This window comes from Methylobacterium oryzae, assembly GCF_036441375.1.
Classification (GTDB): domain Bacteria; phylum Pseudomonadota; class Alphaproteobacteria; order Rhizobiales; family Beijerinckiaceae; genus Methylobacterium; species Methylobacterium oryzae_A.
This window is the reverse complement of record NZ_MLCA01000011.1, coordinates 12,292-35,647: the sequence shown is the minus strand read 5'-3', so window position 1 is coordinate 35,647 and position 23,356 is coordinate 12,292. Positions and strand designations below refer to the sequence as shown.

Below are 23,356 nucleotides of genomic sequence, written 5' to 3'. Positions count from 1 at the left end.
CCCCCCCTTGATCCAAGCCGCGTTTTTGTCCCCGGTCACCGAACAGGATCATCCGCATTGCCGCGGCAGTGCTACGGCGGCACAGGAGAAGACGAACGCGTGTCCGCAGGGTGGTGAGTGGTCCCCCGACCGAGACAGGGACACCCCGACACCCGGCCTGGAGCCGCGGCTGTTCCCGTACGTCTGGCGCCACTCGAAGCGCGACCAACTTGCCATCTGCATGGTCGTCCTGGCCTCGGTGCCATTCTACTTCGCTTCCCTCGACCTGCCCAAGCGCATCGTCAACGACGCGATCATCGGCAAGGCGTTCGCCCACGGCGAGGCGACCGCGCCGTTCCTGGATTTCGAGATCGCGTGGCCTGCCTCCCTCGGTGGCGGTCGGACCGAGCTTTTCAATGGCTTCCACGCCGATCGCCAGGGACTGTTGCTCTGGCTGTCCGGGCTGTTCCTCATCCTCGTCCTGATCAACGGTGCTTTCAAGTTCCGGATCAACCTGCAGAAGGGGGTTTTGGGTGAGCGCATGCTGCGACGCCTACGCTTCCAGCTGTTCTCCCTGATGTTGCGCTTTACCCCTGAAACCCAGCGCGAGGTGAAATCCTCCGAAACCGCGACCATCATCCGCGACGAGGTCGAGCCGATCGGCTCCTTCATCGGCGACGCGATCGTGGTGCCCGCCCAACTCGGCACGCACGCCGCGACTGCGCTGGCCTTCATTCTGATGCAGAACGTGTGGCTCGGACTGGCCGCCGGCGCGATAGCCGGCGTGCAGATAGCCGTCATTCCTCGGCTCAGGCACGCGATCTTACGCCTCAGTCGTCAGCGTCAGATCGACTCCCGCAACCTCGCCGGCCGTGTCGCGGAGGTGCTGGACGGACTCGATGCCGTGACGGTCAATAACAGCGTCCGCTGGGAGAGAGCTGAGATCAGCGGCCAGCTCCATGGGCTCTATGACCTGCGCCTACAGATCTATCGGCGCAAGTTCGCGATCAAGTACTTCAACAACCTGCTCGCGCAGGTGACACCGTTCCTATTCTATGCTGTCGGCGGCCTGCTCGCCCTGAAGGGCGAGCTCAGCATCGGCCAGCTGGTCGCGGTTTTGGCAGCCTACCGCGACTTGCCTCCACCGCTGAAGGGACTGATCGACTGGGACCAGCAGCGCCTGGACGTCGAGGTGAAGTACGAGGCGATCGCCGCACATTTTGGTGCACAGCGCCTGCGGCTGGCCGATGCGACTCGATCAGATCTGCCGCAGGACCAAATCCGCGCCGTGACGTCGGATGGACTCGTCCTGCGTGACCCGCAGGAGGGCCGGTCGGTGACGATCGCGGACCTGCACATCGCCCTGCCGGCGCAGGTCGGGCTTCACTCGCCCGGGACTAGCCTCGCGCACCAGTTCGCGCGCGCACTTGCCGGGTTGCAATCACCGGCGGCCGGGGCGCTCTCCATCGGCACCCTCAACCTTGTAACGGCCGGGCGTGCCGCACGAGCGCGGCGCATCGGCTACGCCGGTCGTGATCCAGTCCTGTTCCCCGGTACCATCCGTGACAACCTCGTCTATGGACTGCGCACGGCGCCACAGTCGCACCCTAAGGATGCTCAGCACCTGTCTGAGGCACACCGGACGGGCAACTCCCCAGACCCGGTGGACACACAGTGGGTCGACCTCGCCGCGCTCGGTGCGTCTGACGCCCGCGAGCTCGACCTGCGGATGCTGGATCTGCTTTCCCGACTCGGCATGGATGAGGATCTCTACCGGTTCGGTTTGACCGCGACCTCGCGCTGCGACGGCACGCCTTTGGGCGAACGCATGATCGCGGCGCGCCGGCACCTGCACCGCCGGCTCGTCGCCAGCGGCAAGGCTGATCTCGTCCTGCCGTTCGAGTCGGAGGAATACAATCCGCGTGCGACAATCGCGGAGAACCTGCTGTTTGGCGTGCCGACAGATCCAGCCCTCGTTGGCCGACGCCTCTCGTCGGAGCCGCGCTTCCGCGCTGTGCTGGCGGAACACAGCCTGCTCAATGACCTCGAATGTCTTGGTGTGGCGGTCGCCCGCACGCTCGTCGAGATCTCCCGCGGCCTTCCACCTGGACATGCCCTGTTTCGTTGCTTCCCAGTGATTGAGCAGGAGGCTCTACCCGAGGTCGAGCGGCGGCTCGCCGCGCTTGGAGATCGCGCGCTTCCGGACAGGACCGGCGACGACATCTTCCTCGCCCTGGCGCTGTCCTACGTCGAGCCGTCCCAGCGGCTCGGGCTGCTCGATCCGGCATTGTGCCGGCGGCTCGTCGGTGCGCGCGAACCGCTCCAGACGCAGCTGCGTTCGGAAGGCAAGCCTGATATCGAGCCGTTCGATCCGGATCGCATCAATATGCGCAGTTCGATGCTGGACAATCTCCTGTTCGGACGCATCGACACAACGCGGATGAACGCCGAGGCCGATATTCAGGAGCACGTCCGAGCCGCCGTGCGGCACTTCGGGCTTGAAGGCGACGTGCGGATCCGCGGGCTCGACTATGGCGTCGGAAACCGTGGCCGGCTCCTCACGGTGCGGCAGCAAGCGTCGATCGAGCTTGCCCGTGCCGTCCTGCGTCAGCCGGATCTCCTCGTTCTGGACGGCACGCTGCGGCACCTTGAGGACTGTGCAAGCGTGATCGAGGCGCTCACGTCGGGCCCGCTCGCGCCTGAAAGTCTTCTGGTCGTGACGGACACCGCCGAGGAAGCGGCTCTATTGCCGGTCCGCGTCACGGTGGAACGATCCGGTGCTGTGCACGTCGTGCAAGCCTCTCCTCCCGTGGTACTGGCCTGACGCGTGTGGCTGAAAGAGCGGGCCTTCGCGTCGCTTGGCGCGGCCAGGACAAGCAGGGTGGGCCATCGTGCGATGTCATCGGCGATGCCAGCCGAACTGCCGGGGCGGAGCGATATTGCAGCTGCCCCGCCCTTGTCCAGACTTTGCCACCGGTATCCAGGCGGAGAGACGGCGAACCTTAGTACTACTGTGTCACAAACTTTGGGTGTAGGGTTGGCGATTCAATCTCGTGATGGAGCGAGGCATGGATCGCTTGAACACCCCGCTAGCTGCCGACCAGCTGCGTTTTGCGGCCTATCTGGAGGCTTCGTCAGGCGTTCTGGGCCATGCTGATCGGATCGCACCGCTGAAGGCCTACTGTACGGGCCTCCTTCTGCCGGGTGCTCGTAAAGCATTGAGCCGATGGCGGCCCGGATCGCGCCGGCGCGTGTCCAGGCCACCCATCAGGCGCTGCATCACTTCGTGGCCAAGGGCGAATGGTCGGACAGCGCTTTGCTGGCTCAGGTACGCAGCGAGATTCTGCCTGTGATCAAGAGCCAGGGCCCGATCCAGGCCTGGATCGTCGATGATACAGGCTTTCCCAAGAAGGGCCGCCACTCGGTCGGGGTGGGACGGCAATACTGCGGTCAGATCGGCAAACAGGACAACTGCCAAGTTGCGGTGACGCTCTCGGTGGCCAACACTCAGGCCAGCCTGCCGGTGGCCTATCGCCTCTACCTGCCGGAAGCCTGGGTCCAGGATCCCGCGCGGCGCAGCAAGGCTGGCGTGCCCGAGGATATTTGTTTTCAGACCAAACCAGAGATCGCGCTGGATCAGATCCGAGCGGCCTTGGCCGATGGGGTGCCACCCGACCTCGTTCTGGCAGATGCCGGATACGGGATCGACACAGCCTTCCGCACGGCCCTGACGGCTTTGGGCTTGCGCTACAGTGTGGGCGTTCAGTCCTCGACGAGCCTGTGGGCCCCCGGAACGGCACCCCTGCCGCCCAAACCCTGGAGCGGACGCGGGCGCCCACCCACTCGGGTGCGACGCAGCCCTGAGCAAAAGCCCCTCTCGGCAGAAAAGCTGGCCCGGTCTCTGCCGGAGCCCGCCTGGCAGCATGTCACATGGCGCGCTGGCACAAACGGTCTTCTAGCATCACGCTTTGCGGCCGTGCGGGCCCGCCCGGCGCATCGGGATGAGCTGCGACACGAGCCCCGTCCCGAGGAGTGGTTCCTGATCGAGTGGCCGGAGGGCGAGGATGCGCCAACCAAGTACTGGCTCTCGACCCTGCCGCCAGAGACGCCCCTGGCCGAGTTGGTCAGTCAGACGAAGCTACGCTGGCGCATCGAGCGGGACTACCAGGAACTCAAACAGGAGATTGGGCTTGGCCACTACGAGGGGCGAAGCTGGCGCGGCTTCCATCATCACGCCAGCTTGTGCATCGCGGCCTACGGGTTCCTGGTCTCCGAGCGAGGCCGCTTTCCCCCCTCAGGACCCGACATCATCGGGCGGAAGGCGCTTGCGCTACCCGCCGGTTATAGACCCCGCGGTGCTCCCAATCCGGCCGGAGCGACACGTGCCTAACTCCATCACCACCTTGCGCCTGACGCTGGCACGGGCACTCACTCGAACCCTGGAACGATGTCCCTGCTGCCAAAAGAAATTTGTGACACAGTAGTATTAGAGGTCAAAGGCCCGGTCACGTTTTGACGTCTGGGTGGCTAGGTGCGCGCGAGAAGTTTGCGTAGCGTACGCGCGTCGATACCCAGTACACGCGCTGTCGCGCAGATGTCGTCGGTCATGATGCGCAGGATTTCCTGAGCGTGGCGTCGAGTGACAGCTTCCAGCGAGCTGTCCGCCGCACCGCTGAGCCTACATTCGTCCGATAGTTTGCGCAAGATCGCATCAATCTCGGCGGTTTCTGCCGGCCGAGCCAGGAAATCGGTCGCGCCCATGCGTAAGGCGGTAACCGCGCCTTGGAAGGTGGCACAGCACGATAGGACGACGATGCGGGCAGCGGGATCTGCTGTGATGAGCCTCGGGATCAGGCTGACTCCGCTGCCGTCCGACAGCTTGTAATCGAGGATGGCGAAGTGAGGTTGTTCAGCCGTGATGATCGCGAATGCCTCACCGAGAGATGAGGCCGCCCAGACGTGGTAGTCCAGCTGGGCCAACTCCCGCCCTCGTTGCTCTCGGCTGACCGGATCCGCGTCAGCGAGCAGGAGGCATCCGGGCCGCTCATGCGCCGCCATCGGGCAGGGCGGTGTTCGTCCCACCCGATCCACCAAACCTTTATCCCGACGCACCCAGTTCAATCCTCCAGCTTGAGCCCTGCCAGCGGCTACGTCTTGCAAGCGACATTGCCCGTCCAGAAGGTGATGGATCGAAGGCAAATTGACCTAGGTGTTTGTCATTTCTCGCCGTAAATGCGCGTCTCAGATGCGACTATAACTCGAAATGCCTATTAATTATCGAATAGTATGTCGGCGACATCTTAAAATATCCGGAGTTGACCTGAACAGCGGCCACCCGGTGACAGGTTAGGCTTTGCCGCGCTTCCCAATCCTCGATCGTCAGATTGAGTGAACCCGGCCAGCTCTCCGAAGGTACATTCAGCACGAGGAGGCGGTCCGCGACCGTATAGAGGTCATGACGCAGCTCCTCCAGTTGCGCATAGGTCGGCTTGGGTGTCGCCGTGATCGCGCAGCCCTTCGTCAATCGTGCTGCCCATTCGGCAGCTTGATCGTTCGCCTGAGTTCCAGTCATGATCAGGGCCTGTTCTGTGTGGCTTCGCCATCATACCGCCCCGAAAGAAAAGCGGCATGATGCGGGCGCCCCAAGCGCAATGCCGGTAAAGAAGCGCCGGTCGCGGGCGTCCAGAAGGTGCGCACGTGGGTGTTGATCAGGTCGGTGCGAACCAGGGCTTCGAATTAAGCCCGGTCGAACATCCGCTCTCCTACCCCCGGAACTAGGCCGCCGCGGCAGTAACCGCTACCCACAGCGTCAGTCCAGGCGGATAGCCGTTGACCCGGGCAATCAAACTGGGACCGCGGTTTGTCATAGGAGCCTCATGGTTCAGACAAGGATCTCACCCGGAAGTAGTTCGATCCAATGCATTTTTATGCTAGTTCTGATCTGGAAATTCGATCATATCCAGGCTGCTCGGTTCAGCGATGTGACCTTCGGTTACGCCAGGCCGAACGTCTCAGTGCTCAAGCCGAGGACCCGAGCCTGGATCCCACCCAAGGTGGCTACATGACCCTCGACCAACTCCGGATTTTCGTGGCGGTCGCCGAACGCGAGCACGTCACGCGTGCCGCTGAAGCGCTCAATCTCGTTCAATCCGCCGTCAGCTCGGCTGTCAGCGCCATCGAGGGGCGGCACGCCGTCAAGCTCTTCCACCGGGTTGGGCGCGGCATCGAGCTCACCGAAGCGGGCCGCATCTTCCTCGGAGAAGCGCGGGCCGTGCTTGCCCGCGCAGCGCGTGCCGAGCTGGTGCTGGCTGAACTCAGCGGCCTACGCCGCGGCACGCTGAGCATCCAGGCCAGCCAGACGATCGCGAGTGACTGGCTGCCCCGCTACCTGGTCGCCTTTCGCCGTGCCTATCCGGAGATCACCCTCAATCTGACGGTCGGCAACACCGCTCAGGCCGCGGCCGCTGTGCGCGAGGGTGGGGCCGAATTGGGCTTCGTCGAGGGCGCGCTCGACGATCCGGCGCTGGCCAGCACGACGGTAGCCGAGGATCAGCTCATGCTCCTCGTCGCCCCTGACCACCCCTGGGTAGGGCGCAGTGAGCTGTCGCTGGACGAGCTTGCGGAGGGCAGCTGGGTGTTGCGCGAGCCGGGCTCTGGCACGCGCTCGGCCTTCGAGGAGACCCTGGCCCAGCGCGGGTTCGCGCCGACACGTCTGACGGTGATGCTTGAGCTGCCTTCGAACGAGGCGGTGCGGTCCGCGGTCGAGGCGGGCGGCGGAGCAACCGTGCTCTCGGCCTCGGTGGCTGCGGCAAGCCTCAAGGCCGAGACGCTTTGTCATGTGCCTTTCGACTTGCCGAAGCGGGCGTACCGGATGCTGCGTCACAAGGAGCGCTACCGCAGCCGGGCCGCCGACGCGCTCCTCGACTTGATCAAGACCGCTCCTGCGAGGACAGCCTGACTGCTAAGGCTGCGGTCTCATGCTGGCGAGGTAATCGACGATGGCGGGCACGTCCGTATCGTCGATCGGTGCCTTGTAGATGTGGATCATCTTGTTGACCGTCGCACTCCATTCAGTCCTGGAGCGCTTGGGTTGGGTCAGCACCATCCCGGCCGAGTGGCAGGCCAGACAGTTGTTGTTGATTGCCTCGGCCTCGTGGCCGCCCGGGAAGGTCCGGTCGCTCTGCGGCAGCTCGACCGAGACAGACTTGAACCGCATCGCCTCGCTAGCCAAGGCGGCTCCTCCGGCAAGCGGGACGGCGAACAGCGCGGCGAGCGCGAGGCGGGGCAGGATCATCGTGGGCATGCTCTGCTCCTCGCCTCAGGATGCCACGACGGGCGTGGTCTCGGCCACGCTGCGCATGAAGCCATTCGGGTTCCAGGTCGGCTCCAGCGGCTGAGCCACGCCCTTCGTGTTGGTGCAGCGGACCTTCAGTTCGTGCCGGCCAGCGACCAGGGCAGGAAGGCTCGCCTCGAAGCGACGGAAGCTGTAGGTGCCCTCGTCTTTGCCGAGAGCAGCGGCAAGCCAGCTCTGCCCGCCATCAGGGGAGACCTCGACGGTCCTCACCCCACAATCGCCCCCAAAAGCGATGCCCCGCAGATTGAGCGGAGCCCCGGTCCTCACCGAGGCGTCAGCCATGACGTTGGTCAGCAGGGAGCGCGGCACCATCCGGTTGATCGGCACGGTGGCGTAGCCGGTCTCCCCGGGTCGGACATTCGCGCCAGGAGTGGCGGGGATGCGGTAGGCGGTTTTCGTCCAGAACTGCTCGTCAGCATGATCGAGTACCTCGATGTCGGACAGCATCTTGACCCAGTAGGTCGAGTACCAGCCCGGCACCACGAGCCGGAGCGGGAAGCCGTTGAGCAGTGGCAGCTGCTCGCCGTTCATCGCGTAGGCAATCATCACCTCGCCATCGCGGGCGTGATCGAGATCCAGCGACTTCTTGAAGTCGGGCGCGTCGGCGACCACAGGCTCGTCGAGGCCATTGAAACGCACCTGCACGGCGCCAGCCTTCACGCCGGCCCGGTCGAGCACGTCCTTGAGCCGCACGCCGGTCCAGAGCGCGTTACCCATGGCGCCGTTAGCCCATTGTGCGCCGGAGACACGCGGCTCGAACAGACCGCGCGAGTTGCCCGAGCATTGGTTGACCGCGGCGATCTCGAACTGCGGCAGGCGGACGATGTCGTCGAGCGAGAGGGAGAGTTCCTTCTCGACATGGCCGTGGATCTTGAGGCGGAAGCTCGGGGCATCGACTTCGGTGGGGATCGAGGCCCAGTGCCAACGCACGTAGAAGCGGTCGTTGGGGGTGAACACACCCTGGTCGAACACCTCGAACGGCGTCTCCAACAAGGGCGGGCGGGTGCGCTGCAGGATCATCGACCCCTTGCCGGGGAAGGCGGTCGTGAGGTCGCGCGCGTCGGGGCCGCCGGGCAGCGGTAGCTTGACCGAGCCAGCGGCCCAGGCAGGCGCGGCGGCACCGAGGCTGCCGAAGCCGAGACCGGCGAGGACTGCACGACGTGACAGGGCGCGGTGGTTCAAGGGTGTTCTCCGCCTTGCGGGCGCGGCGCACTGAGCACCCGCACCACGATATGCGAGGGATATCTTCTCCACTGTGGGCCGTCCAATAGAATGACCTGCTCGTTTCGATCGATTTTGCAGATCAGTGTTTCTCGTCGGCCGTGGAGCATGTACGGGCCGGCGCCGGGCACAGTGTGTTCCCCTTCAACGCTCCGCTGAGGGTCTGCTGCGTCGCCATCGGCAGGCTGCTTCAGGCTGGCGGCGTCAGAGTCGACGGCCCTTGCGTCAGGCCGAGTTCGAGCTGCGGGTTCGACTGGCGCGGTCGGCGCGGAGGCTGTGGCATGGCAATCTCCCGAGGACTCGGGCGATGCTAGCGTTGCTCGGCGCGGGACATGGCCTTTGCCCGCCGCAGCGAGCAGGACGCACAAGCTCATCAGCGCGGACAAGGCCGCGACCGGCTGCGGCGTCGCCCGCATCGCCCCGCACGCGACGGGATCGAGCATCCAGACCGGGATCTCCTGCAGGCGTGCGGCTGGCGCGTCCACGAGTGTGCAGCGCGCGGCCGTACCTGCTGCGCGCCCGATCACCTCGTGAAGGCGAACCGCACGCCCGGCTCACGGATGCCATCCGTAGACGACGACACCGTCGTCGCCAGCGCCGGTACTATGGGTCTTGTGCTGAGAGGTTGTACAACGAAGACCGACCTCATACGGCCCTGGGCGGCTTGACGCCCCGAGCCTTCGCCAACCAAGCTGTCACGGTCCGAGAACTTGCATAGGCCGTGGACCACAAACCGGGTCAACTCCAACAGCCCGAGAACTTGCATAGGTCGTGGACCACAAACCGAGTCAGGGTCACGGACACGGCGCTGTGTCAAAGGCTTCTGGTCGTGAGATGCACCGGCCTGACGGATAGGTCATGGTGCGGCTCAGCCCGCCTAACGCCCCAAGTACGGCGCCACCACCAAAGGCGGCAGGCGGGTTGAGCCGAAACCGATCAAGCATCGTGTCTATAAAACGATCGGAATGATCGTAACGTTCTGTTGGATCGGCGCCCTTCGATCCGCAATGGTGGGCTACCGCACCGGAGCCAACCACGATGCAGATCAAGCCTTTAACCGCGCGCCGCATGTCGACCGGAGCCATGCACCGCGTTCTGCCGGGCCTTGGCCTCTGTCTCGCGGTCACTGCCGTCGCAGTCGGCCTGGAGGCAACCGAGGAGCACTTGTTCGGCCGCGCCTGGCTGGAAGCGCTGGTGCTCGCCATCGTGCTCGGCACGGCCGTCCGCACTGCCTGGAACCCGGGGCCGCGCTTCTTTCCCGGCATTGCCTTCGGCGCCAAGACCGTGCTGGAGGTTGCCGTCGTCCTGCTCGGCGCCTCGCTCAGCGTCACTACCCTGCTCGCCGCCGGCCCCAGCCTGCTCGTCGGCATCGCCGCCGTGGTGACGCTCGCCATCGCCGCGAGCTACGGTATCGGTCGCGCGCTAGGGCTACACCCCAGGCTCGCCATCCTGGTGGCCTGCGGCAACTCGATCTGCGGCAACTCGGCCATCGCCGCGACCGCCCCAGTGATTGGCGCCGAGGCTGAGGATGTCGCCTCCTCCATTGCCTTCACCGCCGTGCTTGGCGTCCTCGTCGTCCTCGGCCTGCCGCTGCTCGTCCCGCTGCTTGGCCTGTCGCCGATGCAGTACGGCGTGCTTGCCGGGTTGACCGTCTACGCTGTGCCGCAGGTGCTGGCCGCCACCGCGCCGGTGGCCGTGTTGAGCGTGCAGGTCGGCACTCTGGTCAAGCTGGTGCGCGTGCTGATGCTCGGTCCGGTGGTGCTGGCGCTCTCGCTTGGCGCGAGCCGGTTGCGCGAGGAGACCGACGTGGCGGCCCCGCACGTCACCGCCGGCGAGCGGCCGAGGCCCGGGCGCGTGGCGCTGCACCGGCTGGTGCCGTGGTTCATCCTGGCGTTCCTCGCCATGGCCGGCCTGCGCTCGGCCGGGCTGATCCCGCAGGCCGCGCTGCCCCCGATCGCGGCGACCGCCAACCTGCTCACCATCGTCTCGATGGCAGCGCTCGGCCTTGGCGTGGACGTGCGCAGCGTGGCGGGAGCTGGGGCGCGGGTGACGCTGGCGGTGGTCGCCTCGCTCGCCGCACTCACCGGCGTCAGCCTCGCACTCATCCGCCTGCTCGGCATCGCCTGAGCGGTGCCCTGACGTCGATACCGCTCCAATGCGGACGGTCCAGCCGTCCGCTCAACGAGTAAAGTCTCATGCTCTTGATCGATGCCGTGCTGCTCTTGACCTGACCGGTATTTTGGACCGAGCCGATTGAGAGGCTACTGCATGGTGGCGGCCATGGGTAGCCGGAAGGCCAGGTCCGGGAAGGTGACAGGCGCGGGCGGCCGATAGCCCAAGGACGAATGCGGTCGAACGCGGTTGTAGTTATTCTGCCACATACCGATCACGGTCTGTGCCTCCTTGAGTGAGTAGAAGATCTCTTGGCGTAGGCACTCGTCCTTAAGCTTGCCGTTGAAGCTCTCGCAGTAGCCATTCTGCCACGGCGATCCTGGTGCGATGTACTGGATCTGCGGGCCGGTTTTGGCGACCCATTTCCGCAAAGCCTTCGCGATCATCTCCGGGCCGTTGTCGCAGCGGATGTTCTCCGGGATGCCATGCAGGCACATCGCATCGGCCAGCGCCTCGATCACACCCAGACTGTTGATGCGCCTCGCGACCTTTAGCGCTAGGCAGGCGCGACTGTGCTCGTCGATCAGCGTCAGGATACGCAGGCTTCGCCCGTCATGGGTCTGGCCCTGCACAAAGTCGAAGCTCCAGACGTGATTGCGATGGAGAGGCCGCAGCCGTACGCAGGAGCCATCGTTCAACCACAGCCGGCTTCGCGGCCGATGCTTCTGCGGGACCTTGAGCCCCTCACGACGCCAGATCCGCTGAACCCGGTCCTTGCCCACCTGCCAGCCCGCTGCCTGCAGCAGCGCGGTGACGCGGCGGTAGCCGTAGCGTCCGTACTGGACGCCAAGGCGATGATGGCGCGGGTCAGCGCATCCTCGTCAGCCGGTACCGTGGGCACGTAGCGTTGCGTACCCCGGTGCTGGCCGACGATCCGCCAGGCGTGGCGCTCCGAGAGGCCGTACTTCTCCTGGATCGCGTCGACTGCCTGCCGGCGTCGCTCCGGGGCTATAAGTTTTGCTGACGCTGCCCTTCGGGTCCCGCTGCGACGTCCGCCAACACCTGCTTCTCCAGGGACAAGTCAGCCACAAGCCGGCGCAATCGAGCGTTCTCACGCTCCAGATCCTTCATCCGACGGGCTTGGTCGATCTGCAGGCCGCCGTACTCCTTGCGCCAGCGATAGTAGCTTTGCTCGGAGATCTCCGCCTCCCGGCACGCTATCGCCAAACTTTTACCCTGCGCGGTCTGTACCTCAATCTGGCGCAGCTTCAGCACCACCTGCTCCGCACCCGTCTTCTAACCTCGCTTCATGTCCAGCTCCTTCAGTCCTGGCTGATCCTCTCAATCAGCCCGGTCCAAAGCCAGCCGGTCAGGTCACCGGGACAAAGGAAATCTCCCGCCAAAACGTTCTTAAAGAACGATTGCAATGATCTAAACGTTCTATTGGAAAGAATTATATCGGGCCGCCATCTTAGAAACCGCCGCAGATCGCGGAAGAAGATTGACGCCATGTCGGAGCAAGTCATCATCGAAACCGCAGAGCAAGCCCGTGAGGGAGAGACCAGCGGGCGCATGCGCTGGGTCCTCCTGTGGGGACTGCTGCTGTCCATGGCCGCACTGGCGGTCGCCGGCCTCGCGATCATCGGCTGACCGACTGGATCGGCGACCCGACCCATCACTGAGCGGAGATACTGTCATGACTGTCGAAACTGGACGGCGCGGCGTGCTGCAGATCATAGGCCTCGGCCTCGGCCTCGCGACCAGCGCGACCGTCGGCTCGGCCTTGACTTCGGCCACGGCTCGGGCCGCGGGGACTGACAAGGCTCCCCTCATCGAGGCGGGGGCGGGCGACCTGCGCGCGCTTATGGAGCGCCTCGCCAAGGCGCCGCGGCGGCGCGACTTCAAGACCGTGCCGATGATCCTCACGAAGCCCGAGGAGTGGGACCATGAGGCGCTCACGGAGGTGATGGCCTACCGACCCAAGCCCAAGCAGGTCTGGGACAACACCGACATCGCCAGCCCCTGGCTCAACCTGATGCGCAACGCCCTGAACGCGCAGATCTGGTCGTTCCGCCATCCGGACTTCCTCGCAGTCTCGGCCACCCACGGCACCGCCCATCTCGCGCTCTACGACCAGGAGACCTGGGAAAAGTACAAGCTCGCCGACCTCGCCGGTCCGAAGTTCAAGTCGAACACGCTCATCGTCGAGGGCAAGGCGGCCTCGGCCGACCCGAAGAACTTCGAGGATCCGGCGGGCGTGTTCTCGCCCGAGGACAACGCGATCCCGGTGCTGATGCGGCGCGGCGCGGTGTTCACCTCCTGCCACAACGCGATCTGGGAGGAGGCCGGCGGCCTGATCGCCAAGGGCGTCAACCCGGACAAGCTCAGCCACGAGGCGCTCGCGGCCGAGCTGACCAACCACCTCATCCCCGGCGTGATCCTCACGCCCGGTGCCGTCGGTACGCTGCCCGAGCTGCAGCAGGCCGGCTTCCACTACGCGAAGTGAGGAGAGCCCGATGCACCATTTCCGCAACGCCCTGCTCGCCGGCTGCGCCTTCGCACTGGCCCTGTCCTCCGCCGCGCGGGCCGAGGACGCGAAGGGGCCGCCCGGCCCGTTCCCGCCCTGGCAGCACGGCGACAACAACGACGCCACGCCCCGCGGTCTGCCGTTCACCGTGCCCGAGGTCGACGTGCTCGCCGACTTCCACGGCAGCCTCGACGACCCGAAGCTCGTGCTGTTCGTGGGCGGCAACTACTTTTTCGCGATGGCGCCGCTGGTGAAGGCGTTTGAGGCGAGCCACCCGGAGTACAAGGGCCGGATCTTTTGGGAGACGATCCCGCCGGGCCTGCTCGTCAAGCAGATGGAGGCCGGCGGCACGGTCACCGTGGGCAACATGACCTTCACGGTCAAGCCCGACGCCTATTTCGCTGGGCTCAAGAAGGTCGAAGCGCTGATCCACGAGGACAAGCTCGTCGGGCCGGCAGTGCCCTACGTGACCAACACGCTGACCATCATGGTGCCCAAGGGCAACCCGGCGGGCGTGAAGGGTCTGGCTGACCTCGGCAAGCCGGGCATCCGGCTCGCGATGCCCAACCCCGAGTTCGAGGGCATCGCGCGGCAGATCAAGATGTCGCTGGCCAAGGCGGGCGGGAAGGATCTGGAGACAGCGGTCTACGACACGAAGGTCAAGGACGGCTCGACGATCCTCACGCATATCCACCATCGCCAGACGCCGCTGTTCCTGATGCAGGGCCGCGCACAGGCCGGCGTGACGTGGCAGTCCGAGGCGCTGTTCCAGCAGCAGGTCGGCAACCCCATTGGCCACGTCGACATCCCGGACGCGGACAACGCCACCGCCGTCTACGCCGGCGCCGAAGTGAAGGGAGCGGCCCATCCCGAAGCGGCCAAGGCGTGGCTCGCCTTCATCCAGTCTCCCGACGCTCTGCAGATCTTCGAGCGCTACGGCTTCAAGCCGTACCGCGGCGGTTGAGGAGGCGGCGATGGGAGGCAGGATCATGACCCTGCACCAGTTTCGTGTCTTCGTGGCGGTGGCCGAGCGGCAGCACCTGACGCAGGCCGCGGCGGCGCTGCACGCGGCACCCTCCGCCGTCAGCGCCTCGATTGCCGCGTTGGAGATCGAGTACGGGCTGTCGCTGTTCGATCGGGTCGGGCGCGGCCTGCGCCTGACGCCTCACGGCACGGTGATGCTGGAGGAAGCGCGCGGGGTGCTGGCGCGGGCCGATGCCGCCCGGGCGCGCCTCGCGAGGCTGCGGACCAAGCCGAGCACGAGGGACGTTGCGCGGTGAGGCATGCAAGGCGTCTGAGTCGGCCAGCCGTCGCATCCGCCCGCCTCTGCGATCGGAGACATTCTTTCGGATCATACGAATGGACCGAAGCGCGATGAGAGCTTACATATCCGTGTTGGTAAACAGCTCCAAGACATCGGCATTGCGTGGCACCCGGGGCGTCGAAGGCGCGAACGGCTCGACGTCGTGCACGGGCACTGCGCTGATGGTGACGCTCGCGCTCCTCGCTCCGGTGCCCGTCCTGGCTAAGGACGATCCTGCCGTCGGCGCCGCCATCGCGCTGCAGCCCGGTCCTTCCGGCCGGCCGGCCTGCGCCGCCTGCCACGGCGCTGATGGCGCCGGGCAGCCGGACGTGGGCATCCCGCGCCTGGCCGGGCTCCACGCCTCCTATATGGCCGACCAGCTCGGCCACTTCGCCACGGGGGTGCGCGCCAACGCGATCATGGCCCCCTACGCCGCATCGCTCTCGGCCGACGAGCGCCGGGCTGTCGCGGACTACTTCGCCAACCTGCCGCTCACGGCGCCGGTTGATCCGATCCCCGAGCCGGCCGCCCGGCTCAAGCGGGGGGAGACGCTGTTCCAGCGCGGGGACGCGCGCGTCGGCCTGATCGCCTGCACCCAGTGCCACGGCCCGAACGGGGTAGGCGTCGGCAACTTCACGCCGCGGCTCGCCGGCCAGTCCGGCCCCTACATCGCCGAGCAGCTCCACAACTGGCACGCGGGCGACGTCCGCGACCCGCGCGGCGCCTACATGCGGGCGATCGCCGCGCGCCTGCCTCCGACCGACATCGAGGCGGTGGCCGCCTACGCGGCCGGCCTCAAGGCAAGCGAGACCATTGGCAAGACGGTGGGAGGGAAGCCGTGAAATTCATGCAAGCGACTGCGACCGCCTGTGCCATGTCGGCCCTAGCTGTGGTGGGTCTCGCCGGCACAACGGCGTGGTTCCCGCACGCGGCCGGGGCGGCCGGGGCGGCCGAGACGCCGGCACCCTTCACGCCGCCGGCCGAGGACGCGATCCCGGCCGGCAAGTTCGGCGACGAGGTCCGCCTCGGCGAGAAAATCTTCCGCGAGCCGGGAGAACACGCAGCGGCCTACGTCGGCAACGACCTGCGCTGCTCGAACTGCCATCTCGACGCCGGGCGGCTAGCAGGCTCGGCGCCGATGTGGGCGGCCTACGTGTCCTACCCGGCCTACCGCTCGAAGAACGGCCACGTAAACTCCTTCCAGGAGCGCCTGCAGGGTTGTTTCCGCTACAGCATGAACGGCAAGGTGCCCCCGCTCGGCGACCCGGTGCTCGTTGCCCTGGAGAGCTACTCCTTCTTCCTGGCAAAGGGTCTCGCGACCGGCGAGAAGCCCCAGGGCCGCGGCTTCCCGGCGCTGCCGAAGCCCGCTCTGGCGCCGGACTACGTCCGCGGCGCGCAGGTCTACGCGGAGAACTGCGCCGCCTGCCACGGCGGCGACGGCCTCGGCCAGTCGGCCGACGGCAAGGTCGTGTTCCCGGCGCTCTGGGGTCCGCGCTCGTTCAACTGGGGCGCGGGCATGGGCTCGATCAAGAACGCGGCCGAGTTCATCCACGCCAACATGCCGCTCGGCATGGGCGGGACGCTGACGCCGCAGCAATCCTGGGACGTGGCGACCTACGTCGACAGCCAGGTCCGCCCGCAGGACCCGCGCTTCACCGGCGACGTGGCCGAGACGCGCGCCAAGTTCCACGACAACCCGAACTCGATGTACGGCCGCACGGTCGACGGCGCAGTGCTCGGCGATCCGAAGCTGACGCCCCCGGCCGGCACGGTCCCGGACGCGAAGGCGGGGCCGAAGCGATGAGCGGGGACGCGGCCCCCCCGCCGCTCGCGGACGCGTCCGCCCCGACCGAACCCGTGCGGCCGGTAGGCACCTGGGCGGTGGCGGCCTTCCTGGTCGCCTCGATCGTCGTCGTCTGGTGCCTCGCGGCGCTGGTCTTCCACACTCGAAGCTGAGGACCGGCGATGAGCGAGACCGGCGCGTCGTCCGCCTTCGAGGACGCCTTCCACAAGTCCGCCGAGCGGCACGAGCGCGTCTGGGTGTTCGTTGCCGTCGCGATGCTGACCCTGCTGCTCGCCGGCACGATGTTCATCGTCGTCTACGCCTACGGCATCGTGGTGCGCACCGACGGCTTCCGCCGCGATCCGGCGGCGGTCGAGGCACCGGAGGGCAGCGTCGTGAAGACCGGCCCGAACGCCTACACCGTCACCGTGGTCGCGCGCCTGTGGCGCTGGAGCCCGAGCCCGCTCCGCATCCCCAAGGGTGCGACCGTCACCTTCCGCGTGACCAGCGCCGACGTGCTGCACGGCTTCGCCATCCAGGGCACCACCGTCAACGTCACGGCAGTGCCGGGAATCACCGGCAGCGTCACCTACACTTTCAACCGCCCCGGTACCTTCAACATCGTCTGCAACGAGTATTGCGGACTGGAGCACCAGGGCATGCTCGGGCGCATCGTCGTCGCGGGAGATCCGGCATGAGCGCCACCGCTATCCCCGGCGCGCTGCTCGCGTCCGTCGCCGCGCCCGCCGACGTTCTGGCACCGCAGCGGCGCACGATGCTGGCCTTCCTGGTCTGGGGGTTCTCGGCCCTGATGATCGGGGCGATGATCGGCCCGCTCCAGGCGCTCAACTACGGCGGCGTCAACGCCTACCCGGCCCTCGCGCCGATCCTGAAGAGCTACTACCAGGGCCTGACCATCCACGGCGTGCTCAACGCCTATATCTTCACGTTCTTCGTGACTTGCGGCCTGCTGGTCTACCTGCCGGCGCGCGAGCTCGGGCTTGCGCCGAACATGGCCCTGTGGCGCGGCTGCTTCGGAGCGATGGCGCTCGGCACGCTGATGCTGCTGGTCGCCATGTTCGACAACTCGTCGAGCGTGCTGTGGACGTTCTACCCGCCGCTGAAAGGTAGCGCCTGGTTCTACCTCGGCATGACGCTGGTCGTCCTCGGCAGCCTGATGCCTTTGCCGATCCTCCTCGACCTGCGCGCCCGCTGGAAGGCGCGCCGGCCTGGGGAGGTCACGCCGCTCGTCACCTACATGAGCCTGACGACTATGCTGATGTGGGCGCTGGCCGGGGGCGGCGCGCTGATTGAACTCATCGTCCAGCTTAACCCGTGGGCGTTGGGGCTGACCGACACGATCGACCCGATCGTCGCCCGCACGCTCTTCTGGTGGACCGGACACCCAATCGTCTACTTCTGGCTGATGCCGGCCTACGTGAGTTGGTACGGGCTGCTCTCGAAGCAGATCGGCGGCAAGCTCGTGTCCGACCCGATGGCGCGGCTAACCTTCGCGCTGCTGCTCGTGTTCTCCCTGCCGGTCGGCAGTCACCACCAGTTCACCGATCCCGGCTTCTCGCCGGTCTGGCGCGGCATCCTGACCGCGCTCACCCTGTCGGTGGCGCTGCCGAGCCTGGTCACCGCCTTCACCATCGGGCTGAGCCTCGAATACGCCGGGCGGCTGCGCGGCGGCCTGGGCTGGCTCGGCTGGTTCACCGCCCTACCGTGGCGCGACCCCAGCGTCGCCGCGCAGGTGCTTGCCATGCTCACCTTCATCTTCGGCGGCGCCGGCGGCATCGTGAACGGGAGTTGGGAGCTCAACAACATCGTCCACAACACCACCTGGGTGCCGGGCCACTTCCACATCACGGTCGGGACCGCCTCGGCGCTGACCTTCATGGGCGTGACGTTCTGGATGTTGCCGCACCTCACCGGCCGTGCGCTCCTCAGCCGGAGACTGGCGCTCGCGGCCGCGTGGCTGTGGTTTGCCGGGATGTCGATATTCGCCCTCGGCATGCACTGGGCGGGCCTCCATGGCGTGCCGCGCCGGGCCTGGATCTCCATGCTGCCGCGCTCGGTCTACGAACGGGTCTACGGTGACGCCTACTTCGCTCTATTCCTCGTGGCGATCGGCGGTTGCATCCTGTGGCTCGCCACAATCGCCTTCTACACGGTCTTCCTCGGCAGCCTCGGTACGCGCCGCCTCGACCGGCGCCCGGCGATCCCCTTCGCTCAGGCCTTCGGTGGCCGCGAGAGCTACGCCCTCGACGGCGGCGAGCCGGTCGGTATCGTCGCCAATCAGGAAGTCTCGAAGCTCGCCCGCGCCCTGGAACACCTCGGGCTCATCACAGCATTTACGGCGTTCGCCACCGCCGCGGCCTACGTGCCGATTTTTTGGCCATTCCTCCGGAACGTCACCGCCGCCCGCGGCTGGGTCGTCTGGTGAGAGGTGTCGGCATCACGCGACGGGCGGTCCTGAGCGCGCTGCCGCCTGTTGCGCTTATCACCCTGTCGCCCGTCGCGCTGCAGTGGGGACGCTCCGGCGGCGCGCTCATCGGTACGCCGGTCCCCTCCGGTCCGACGCCGCCGCTCGCCTTATCGAAGACCGATGGCCGGCCATTCGACCTCGCCGCCGAGCACGGTCGCCTGGTTCTGGTCTATTTCGGCTACACGCGCTGCCCGGACGTGTGCCCGACGACGCTGGCCGACTTGGCGTCCGCGCTCGCCCATCTTAGCTCCGAAGAGGCCACCAGGGTGCGTGTGGCCTTCGTCAGCCTCGACCCCACGGCGGATCCAGCCCCGGCATTGCAGGGCTACCTTGGCAGCTTCGGTCCCAGCCCGCCCTTCGTCGGCTTGACCGGCTCGCCCGCGGCGGTCGCGCGGGCTGCCGCCGCATGGGACGTCACGTGGCGGAAAGCGGAAGGTGGCTTCTTCGACCACAGCTCATTCGTGACGGCGGTCGATCCGGGCGGAATTCGCCGCCTCCGCTACGGATACGCGCAAACCCAGGATCCGGTCGCGCTCGCTCACGATCTCAGCGTCCTTCTGCACGATGCCTGAGCGAGCGCTTCCTTCCCTCCGCCGCGCGGCCGGTGCCACGGGCATCGCTGTGACGGTGGTAGCCAGCCTCGGTCTACGCGACCCGCTTGCCTCGATGGCGAGCTACACCGCCGCTCTGATGGCGCTCAACCAGATCGCTCCCCCCCTCCTTCTCCTCGCCCTCGACCGCCCGGGACCGCGCGCGGCGAGATTCCTCGCCGCGACGCTGGATCCGATCCTGGCGTTCACGGCCTTCTGCACCCTGAGCGTCGCGGTCAGCCTGCCCGGCATCTTCGAACCCACGCTGGCCAACGCGCTGTACGCGGCCCCGCTCGGGCTGCTCGAACTCGGGACCGGTCTCATGATGTGGGCGCAGGCGATGCCGGCGACGCGTCAGGTCCGCTCGGCCTGGCGGGTGGCGCTGCTCCTCTGGGTCGCGAGCGTCCCGATGACCGCGGTCGCCGTCGTGTGGATGCTCAGCCCCGACGTCCTCTACACGCCCTATCTCGACGTCATCTGCCGCTGGGACGTGCCACCGCTCGTCGACCAGAAGTGGTCGGGGTTCGCCATGTTCTTGGCCGGCATTCCGATGCAACTCGCTGCCGTCTGGCTGCTGCTAGGTCTGTCTAGAGCGCGCCGCGATGCCATCTGAGCAAGTCTGGGAGCTGAGCTTGACCATCTTTCGCCCACTGATCGCAATATCAATTTATACGTTCGTGAAGCGTTTGATTTTCATGCTATATAATTGCTTTGTTTGTCATAATGTCCAGCTGTGTAGGGCGGAGTAAATCTAGCCCACTTGAGCTTCGCCTAGCCCGCTGAGCCCATTGGCGAAACGATTTGCCAGGCAATCAGTTGCGCCTGTGCGCCTGTGCGCCAGTCGCGCGCCAGCGTCCGCGCCCGACGCTTCAAGGGCGGTTTGGTGGCCTGGAATGTACGCCTCCGGTGAGGCTTACAGTTACCCACATCGTCGGTCTGAGGTTTGCCTCGCCTGAACCGGCCGTGATTCTGTCCGTGACGCCGAATCACGGAGGCGTTGCGGATGAGCGGTGGTGTATTGGCCGGCGACGCCGGCTGGCAGGACGCTGAGATCGCCTGCGCGAGCTTGCCCGATCAGCGCCTGGCACGTCGCCTTCGCAGGCTCCTGGATCAGCTGTCCTGGGGCTGTCGCAAAGATTTTTGCCGCAGAAAATTCTGCTTTCAGCGGGGGGGTACCTCTATCCGCTGAGGCGGTTCCGACCCCATCAAACGGCTTCACCGACCTCGACGAGGCAGGTCATCAGACGGTGAACAGGCACCGTAACGCCCTGTTCGGAGAATATTATTTCGCCCGTCGAACGTTTGCGACACGCCCCTGGGAACGCCCCTGACAGTTCACGTGCTCGTCTCGCTTGAACGGGAGACATCCGACCTGCTCGATGCCTTCGTTCGCCGTCTGCGCGCCCGACCCGAGGTAAGGGCGGCTTGGTACGTCACCGGAGATTCCGATTTCGTCCTTCAACTCCGCATCTCTGGCATGGAGGCATACGAGGCGTTCACCCGCGAAGTCTTCCACGACGAGCCGAACGTGCGTGGCTTCCGCACGATCATCGCGATGCGCCAGATCGTCGGGACTTAGGCCATTGCCCCCGGCGGTGCGAGCTATCGTGAGGTGTCGGACATTCCCGTCTTCAATCCACCGCTTGCAAGCAGAATACCGATCAACCGGGTAGGAGGGGCTAACCCTCGTCAAGCACCTCGAAGCGGACCTTCCGAACTTCCGCAAAGGGTCGTGAGCGGTCGCCGCGACTATTTCCGCTTCGCTGCATCCGTCGTCCGAATGCGGACGGGCAGGAAACCACCCAGTCCAGCCGTAGGCCGGTGCCTCTCGTCAGCCTAGAGGCGGGCCTTTCCATGGCTCACAATGGAACGCACGCGGCTGCGGACGATCACGGTGCGCCTGGTTCCGTAGCGTGCCCTTATGCGAATGACCGCTCCAGCAGAGCCCTTCCTGTTCAGGTGCCCTGCTCGGGATTGGTCCGGGCGGAGTAGCGGTCCCGCGCCGTGAAGCGGTCGGCCGGAAGGTCGATGATCGGCCGGCGGTAGATCGCCTCGCTCAGAAACGTCCGCTCGATCTCGATCTGATCCTCGTCCAAGTCGACGTACCAGCAGCGGCGACGGCCACTCCAGCGGTAGCGCCGCGCCTTCAGAAGCTCTTTGGTCTCAATCGGCGACCCCTGCGCCCACAACCGCACCGTCGGCTTGCGCGCCGTCTCCAGGAGCGCGGCCAGCGCCAGCTGGCCGGAGGCCTGCAGCGGCCGGGCGAGCAGCGCCAGCAGTGCATGGCAGTCGTCGATCGCCCGGTGGCCGCGGTGGAAGAACCCGCAATCGGACAGCAGGTAGCCGAGCTTCAGCCCCTCGTGCCCCTCCGCCCGCCACGGGATCTGGTGGCACGAGCAGCCCCAGTTCTTCTCGCGGAACACCGGCCAGCGCGGTTCGCACATTTGCCGGTCGAAGCTGGCGTTGTGCGCGATAACCACGGCAGCGTCGGCTGCGATCCGCGCCACCGCCGCATCGTCGATCCGCTGCCCGGCCACATCGGCGTCGGTGATGCCGGTCAGTCGGGTGATCTCCAGCGGGATCGGCTTCTGCGGCTCTTGCAGCTGGTTGAGGGTGTCGAGAACCCGGTAGATGCGCCCGCTGGCGCCGTACTCGAATTTCAGGATCCCGAGCTCGATCACCTCGTCCGTACTGAAGCGGTGCCGGTGGTCTCAACGTCGACCACCAGGCCGATGAACGTCGGCTCGTTGGGGGCGTCCGGATGGTCAGCCAGCGGCTGCAGCCGGCGCAGTACGCGGTAGTCGCCCGTGCCTTCGAGGACAGTGGCGATGCAGTCGAGGGGCTGGCTCACGTGCCTGGCGGTCCCGGTTCTCCCTGGCCGCGCACCATCCCGGTCGCAGCGGCGGATCCGCCTGAGCCTAGCGGCAGGCCGAGCAGTACGGACAGCCACGGAAGGCCTGTCCACTGACGGATGCGGCGTGCGGACAGGCCTCACCCTTCTATTGACCGATAGATTAGATCTATTCTAATTCATAACTGAGCGCAGCCGCCAGCTGCCACCCAGTTCCAGGAGCCCGATCATGGCCAACGCCAAGTGTAAGACCTGCCGCTTCTTCGACGAGCACAAGGGCAACGGCGCCGTCGCGCAGAACGATGCCGGCCTGTGCCGCTTCAACCCGCCAGTCAGCCAGCCCGCGCCCGAGTCCAAGGGCCTCTGGCCGGTGGTCGCCACCGGCGACTGGTGCGGCCACTACACCGCCGAGATGACCGCCGCCGAGTGAGGCGGATCGTTCCGAGTGAGGCGGATCGTTCCGAGTGGGACGCTGGGCCGGCTTCGAGGCCGGCCGTTTTCGTTTGCGGATAAGGGTCCGTGGAGCAGACTGGACGACGGCTGGAAGCCACGGGGCCAGTTCGATCGACGCCGTCCGCGCAGCCGGGTTCCTCGACAGGCCTACGGGGTCTCAGACGCTTCAGTGCGTGTGGTGTGATAGTCCAAGCTTATGGCAAACCACTGGCAAACTTGCTGGCAACGACTGGCACCCTGTGGGTCCTTGTAGCCCGTCTTGGGCGCAGCCTTCCTCAACCGCACAGACGCTACAGCGGATGGGTGGCGCCGCCGTCGGATCCGGTCTCAGCCTGAACGGCGACGTGGCACGTCGGTGGCGGCACGACAGGGTACGGGCCGGGTCCGGCAAGAGGCGGTAGAAGACGGTCGTGGTACGGTAGCAAGAAGGGCATCACACCACACGCACTGAAGGTGCAGGCAGCCGTGGCGCTCCATCCGATCGAGCCGAACCGGCAAAAAATCAGCCCGTATCACCCGATGGATCCACCTCTCCCTTCTTTCTCGGACGGTGTGAGGTCTGAAGCTACTTCAGACTGTGCGTCGGGTCGTCCTCCCGGATGTCGATCGACTTGGCTCCGGTTTGCCTTCCGTTCGTGTTCGGGCTCTGCCGGCCTTGCTCCGAGCATATCGGACGATCTGCACACGTCGCACCC

20 protein-coding genes and 3 pseudogenes are annotated in these 23,356 nt (G+C 66.3%); 17 read left to right on the top strand and 6 right to left on the bottom strand.

The genetic code is table 11. The features are described from left to right. Positions 1-7 precede the first annotated feature (7 nt). The gene (locus tag MOTC310_RS22820; RefSeq protein WP_230368338.1) at positions 8-2,803 is read left to right on the top strand and encodes an ABC transporter ATP-binding protein/permease; all 2,796 of its coding nucleotides are present in this window, start codon (positions 8-10) and stop codon (positions 2,801-2,803) included. A gap of 244 nt (positions 2,804-3,047) precedes the next feature. Next, positions 3,048-4,369: pseudogene (locus tag MOTC310_RS22815) on the top strand (IS701 family transposase). A 137-nt stretch (positions 4,370-4,506) separates the two neighbouring features. Here MOTC310_RS22815 and MOTC310_RS22810 read toward each other — a convergent pair. Together MOTC310_RS22810 and MOTC310_RS22805 are read right to left on the bottom strand one after the other, a co-directional pair. Next, the gene (locus MOTC310_RS22810; protein ID WP_091995133.1) at positions 4,507-5,037 is read right to left on the bottom strand and encodes a response regulator transcription factor; all 531 of its coding nucleotides are present in this window, start codon (positions 5,035-5,037) and stop codon (positions 4,507-4,509) included. Positions 5,038-5,230: 193 nt separating this feature from the next. Beyond that, a complete protein-coding gene (locus tag MOTC310_RS22805; protein ID WP_139239558.1) occupies positions 5,231-5,551 on the bottom strand; it encodes a hypothetical protein in 321 nt (106 codons plus the stop codon). 489 nt (positions 5,552-6,040) lie between these two features. Between MOTC310_RS22805 and MOTC310_RS22800 the strand changes: the two genes are divergently transcribed. Beyond that, positions 6,041-6,937, top strand: a complete 897-nt coding sequence (locus tag MOTC310_RS22800; RefSeq protein WP_091995135.1) for a LysR family transcriptional regulator — start codon at positions 6,041-6,043, stop codon at positions 6,935-6,937. Positions 6,938-6,940: 3 nt separating this feature from the next. Here MOTC310_RS22800 and MOTC310_RS22795 read toward each other — a convergent pair whose 3' ends face one another. Both MOTC310_RS22795 and MOTC310_RS22790 read right to left on the bottom strand, forming a co-directional pair. After that, a complete protein-coding gene (locus tag MOTC310_RS22795) occupies positions 6,941-7,282 on the bottom strand; it encodes a sulfite:cytochrome C oxidoreductase subunit b precursor (RefSeq protein WP_091995137.1) in 342 nt (113 codons plus the stop codon). A gap of 15 nt (positions 7,283-7,297) precedes the next feature. After that, complete coding sequence (locus tag MOTC310_RS22790; RefSeq protein ID WP_091995140.1) at positions 7,298-8,515, bottom strand: molybdopterin-dependent oxidoreductase; 1,218 nt, start codon at positions 8,513-8,515, stop codon at positions 7,298-7,300. A 1,077-nt stretch (positions 8,516-9,592) separates the two neighbouring features. Between MOTC310_RS22790 and MOTC310_RS22785 the strand changes: the two genes are divergently transcribed. Then, complete coding sequence (locus MOTC310_RS22785) at positions 9,593-10,681, top strand: YeiH family protein (protein ID WP_170867515.1); 1,089 nt, start codon at positions 9,593-9,595, stop codon at positions 10,679-10,681. A gap of 134 nt (positions 10,682-10,815) precedes the next feature. Here the strand turns inward: MOTC310_RS22785 and MOTC310_RS22780 are convergent. Then, a pseudogene (locus tag MOTC310_RS22780) lies at positions 10,816-11,944 on the bottom strand (IS3 family transposase). 231 nt (positions 11,945-12,175) lie between these two features. Between MOTC310_RS22780 and MOTC310_RS22775 the strand changes: the two are divergent. The 12 genes from MOTC310_RS22775 (at position 12,176) to MOTC310_RS22720 (ending at position 20,936) form a co-directional block, all read left to right on the top strand. Beyond that, on the top strand, positions 12,176-12,316 hold the full coding sequence (locus MOTC310_RS22775; protein WP_170867516.1) for a hypothetical protein: 141 nt from the start codon (positions 12,176-12,178) through the stop codon (positions 12,314-12,316). Positions 12,317-12,362: 46 nt separating this feature from the next. After that, entirely contained in the window at positions 12,363-13,172 is an 810-nt protein-coding gene (tetH, locus tag MOTC310_RS22770) for a thiosulfate dehydrogenase (RefSeq protein ID WP_091995147.1), read from the top strand. A gap of 10 nt (positions 13,173-13,182) precedes the next feature. Next, positions 13,183-14,157 carry a molybdate ABC transporter substrate-binding protein gene (locus tag MOTC310_RS22765; protein ID WP_091995150.1) on the top strand — a complete coding sequence of 325 codons (975 nt, stop codon included), beginning with the start codon at positions 13,183-13,185 and terminating at the stop codon, positions 14,155-14,157. A gap of 10 nt (positions 14,158-14,167) precedes the next feature. After that, positions 14,168-14,473 (top strand): LysR family transcriptional regulator, encoded by a 306-nt coding sequence (locus MOTC310_RS22760; RefSeq protein WP_307356090.1) that lies wholly within the window; start codon positions 14,168-14,170, stop codon positions 14,471-14,473. A gap of 142 nt (positions 14,474-14,615) precedes the next feature. Further along, entirely contained in the window at positions 14,616-15,338 is a 723-nt protein-coding gene (locus tag MOTC310_RS22755; protein WP_170867517.1) for a c-type cytochrome, read from the top strand. 32 nt (positions 15,339-15,370) lie between these two features. Further along, complete coding sequence (locus MOTC310_RS22750; RefSeq protein ID WP_230368332.1) at positions 15,371-16,300, top strand: c-type cytochrome; 930 nt, start codon at positions 15,371-15,373, stop codon at positions 16,298-16,300. Then, a complete protein-coding gene (locus tag MOTC310_RS22745; protein ID WP_170867518.1) occupies positions 16,297-16,452 on the top strand; it encodes a hypothetical protein in 156 nt (51 codons plus the stop codon). Before MOTC310_RS22750 ends, MOTC310_RS22745 begins: the two co-directional genes overlap by 4 nt. 9 nt (positions 16,453-16,461) lie before the next feature. After that, positions 16,462-16,977 (top strand): cytochrome c oxidase subunit II, encoded by a 516-nt coding sequence (locus MOTC310_RS22740; RefSeq protein ID WP_091995160.1) that lies wholly within the window; start codon positions 16,462-16,464, stop codon positions 16,975-16,977. Continuing rightward, positions 16,974-18,725 (top strand): cbb3-type cytochrome c oxidase subunit I, encoded by a 1,752-nt coding sequence (locus MOTC310_RS22735; RefSeq protein ID WP_091995163.1) that lies wholly within the window; start codon positions 16,974-16,976, stop codon positions 18,723-18,725. The genes MOTC310_RS22740 and MOTC310_RS22735 overlap by 4 nt, the downstream gene beginning before the upstream one ends. Further along, positions 18,722-19,339, top strand: a complete 618-nt coding sequence (locus tag MOTC310_RS22730) for an SCO family protein (protein ID WP_210187145.1) — start codon at positions 18,722-18,724, stop codon at positions 19,337-19,339. The genes MOTC310_RS22735 and MOTC310_RS22730 overlap by 4 nt, the downstream gene beginning before the upstream one ends. Next, positions 19,332-19,970, top strand: coding sequence for a cytochrome c oxidase assembly protein (locus MOTC310_RS22725; protein ID WP_091995165.1), 639 nt, complete (start codon positions 19,332-19,334; stop codon positions 19,968-19,970). Before MOTC310_RS22730 ends, MOTC310_RS22725 begins: the two co-directional genes overlap by 8 nt. A 726-nt stretch (positions 19,971-20,696) precedes the next feature. After that, positions 20,697-20,936 (top strand): Lrp/AsnC ligand binding domain-containing protein, encoded by a 240-nt coding sequence (locus MOTC310_RS22720; protein ID WP_331303409.1) that lies wholly within the window; start codon positions 20,697-20,699, stop codon positions 20,934-20,936. 376 nt (positions 20,937-21,312) lie between these two features. Here MOTC310_RS22720 and MOTC310_RS22715 read toward each other — a convergent pair. Further along, positions 21,313-22,208 (bottom strand): annotated as a pseudogene (locus MOTC310_RS22715) (3'-5' exonuclease). 229 nt (positions 22,209-22,437) lie between these two features. Here MOTC310_RS22715 and MOTC310_RS22710 point away from each other — a divergent pair. Further along, positions 22,438-22,638 (top strand): hypothetical protein, encoded by a 201-nt coding sequence (locus MOTC310_RS22710; protein ID WP_331303408.1) that lies wholly within the window; start codon positions 22,438-22,440, stop codon positions 22,636-22,638. Positions 22,639-23,356 lie beyond the last annotated feature (718 nt).